The 2,631-nt window shown below is 72.2% G+C and carries 3 protein-coding genes; 2 read left to right on the forward strand and 1 reads right to left on the reverse strand.

Annotation, left to right across the window (positions count from 1 at the left end):
• Positions 1-440, reverse strand: a 440-nt coding sequence (locus ACQKIP_RS44800; protein WP_427745627.1) for a tRNA-dependent cyclodipeptide synthase, incomplete at its 3' end; no start/stop codon positions are given.
• 299 nt (positions 441-739) lie between these two features.
• Here ACQKIP_RS44800 and ACQKIP_RS44805 point away from each other — a divergent pair.
• Positions 740-871 (forward strand): lasso RiPP family leader peptide-containing protein, encoded by a 132-nt coding sequence (locus ACQKIP_RS44805; RefSeq protein WP_365853512.1) that lies wholly within the window; start codon positions 740-742, stop codon positions 869-871.
• A gap of 306 nt (positions 872-1,177) precedes the next feature.
• A partial coding sequence (locus ACQKIP_RS44810) for an asparagine synthase-related protein (protein WP_427745628.1) occupies positions 1,178-2,631 on the forward strand: 1,454 nt, incomplete at its 3' end.

Raw genomic sequence — 2,631 nt, forward strand, 5'->3', positions numbered from 1 at the left:
GAGCGCAGTTCCGTGTCGGTGCGCAGTGCGGTCCCGGCCCGTGCCCGCACCTCCCGGTATGCGGGCTGCTCCAGGAAGGCGGACAGCGGCTGCGCCCGTACCCGTACCGCGGCCGGTCCGATGTCCTCCAGGGCGCCGGTGATGCGCCGTCGGACCCCGCGCAGTTGTTTGGCCGCGCTCTTGCGTGCGGCCGGGCGTTCGTAGCCGAAGGCCTCCAGCGCCGCCTCCAGGGCGACATCGGCGTGCACGACGTCCACGACGGTGAACCGGTCGGCCGCCCACGCCAGAGCCCTGGCCAGACGCCGGCGGGTGAAATAGCTGTTGCCCGTGCTCACCCCGAACAACGCGTGGTCCCCGCGCCGGAGAATGCCTTCGCTGCGTGCTCCCAGGGGCAGGACGTCCAAGGTGAGTTGGGTGGGGGGCGGTCCGCTGGGGGGCAAGCGTGGCTCCTCGCTGTCGCCTGCGAATATGCGCAGCGAACATGCCCACGGTGAGTGACAGGAATGCCGTCAATGCCTCCAAGGGATGACAGTGGGGTGATAACACCGGCACATCTCCCCGGAGCGCGCGCTGGTGCTGCCGGTGAGGGCGTCGCCTCCGCACGCTTCACCGGTACCGCTTCAGGTGGTTTGAGCAGGTGGCTGCCGTGGCGGCTTTTCCTTGACTGCCGGTTTGGGCACGGAGGCCTCGAAGGCGGTGCGGATCAGCCGCGTTGCCGACGAGAGGACGGTTGCTGCCCATGGAGCAGAACACGATGGAATCCGAGGCGTACGAGCCGCCGGTCATGGTGGAGGCGGGTGACTTCGCCGACGTGACACTGGGGCCGAACTATGTAGGAATCTGGGACGGCTACGGCACCTACCCGAACTGAGTGCGGGGCGTGGTGAGCGGGAGCTGGTTCGTCGTCCTGCCGGATGGAGAAGCTGCGTCCCGGGCGGCCCGCGAGCTGCGCCCCCTGGCCGCGTGCGTGCTCCGGCACGCCTCCGGACGGCCGTGGGTGATGGGCTGTTGGCCCCAAGGCTCGCTGCTGGAGGTGAGCGCGGGGCAGGTGAGGGCGGTGGTCGCCGGGGAATGTGCGCCCACTGCCGCCGGCCTGCGCCAACGCTTGGGACGACTGCGGTCGGTTGCCGAGGCGGGGAACGTTGCCGAGGGGCTGCCGGGTTGCTTCCACCTGATCGTGTCAGCCGGGGGCCGGGTGTGGGCGCAGGGGACGCTGGCCGGCGTACGCCGGGTCTTTCACACACGGCTCGGCGGGACAACGGTGGCGAGCGACCGCCCGGAGGTGCTGGCCTCCGTGACCGGCGCAGGCTGGGACACACGGTGGCTGGCGATGCGGCTGTCCGGGATGGTGATGCCCTTCCCCGTGCACGAATCGGTTCCATGGAACGGCGTCGATGCGGTGCCCTCGGATCACGCGCTGGTGCTGGAGGCCGACGGACGAACGGACGAGGTGGTGCGTTGGCGGGCGCCTGAAGCCAAGGCATCGCTGGGCGAGGGCGCGGCAGTTGTCCGGGCCGCGCTCCGGGACGCGGTGGCGGCCCGGACGGCGGGCGAAGGGACAGTCAGCACCGATCTGTCCGGGGGCATGGACTCCACCACCCTGGCCTTCCTCGCTGACACGGGCCGGCGGAAGCTGGTGACCTACCGCTTCGCCGAGGCGGATACGGGCAACGACGACGCTCACTTCGCCCGGCTGGCCGCCGCGCACCTGCCGCGCGCACGCCACGTGGTGGATCCGGCCGGACACGGCGAGGCGATGTTCGCCGGCCTGGGACCGGAGGCGGTCGCAGCGGGCCGGGCGGACGCGGAGCCGTTCGGCTGGGTGCGCTCCCGCGCCCGTATCGAGCACCTGGCCCGCACGATGGCCGGTGCGGGGTCGCAGCTGCATCTGGCCGGGCACGGCGGAGACGAGCTCTTCCGCACCGGCTCCCACACCCATCTGCACGACTTCGTACGGCAGTCTCCCCTGAAGGGGCTGGGACGGGTGCGGGACTACCGGGCACTGGCCCGCGCTTCGTGGCCCGCCACGCTGCGTGCTCTGAGCGACCGCCGCAGCCCGGCGCAAGAGGTGGCGTCGCAGGCACGGCGCCTGTCGGCCAGCGCCCCGCCTGCGATGCAGAGGGGGTGGCGGGTCGAATGGGTGCCGATGCCGTGGATGCCGGTGTGGGCGAGCGAGACGGCGCTGGAGGCGGCGCGCTCGGTGCTGGAGGCGGCGGCACGGGCGGGGCCCCGGCCGCTGGCACCATGGCGGGAGCAGCACGAGGTCCTGCTGCTGGCCCGCTGCACCGGTGGCATCGTGGCGCAGGCCGACCGGCTGACACGGCGCACCGCCGGTGTGGGTCTTGCGGTGCCCTTCCTCGACGACCAGGTCCTGCACGCCGCACTGGCCGTAAAACCGCAGGAACGCAACACCCCCCGCCGCTACAAGCCGCTCCTCGCGGAGGCGATGCGCGGCATCGTGCCCCGCGAGGTGCTGGAACGCCGGACGAAGGGCGAGTTCAGCGCCGACCTCTACCACGGCTGGCAGCGCCACCGGGCGCACATCCTCGGCCTGCTGGAGGACTCGCGGCTGGCCGCACACGGGCTGATCCATCCCGGCCTGCTGCGGCGTACGCTTGCGGGCCCTCACAC

The organism is Streptomyces sp. NPDC059900 (assembly GCF_050270335.1).
Classification (GTDB): Bacteria; Actinomycetota; Actinomycetes; order Streptomycetales; family Streptomycetaceae; genus Streptomyces.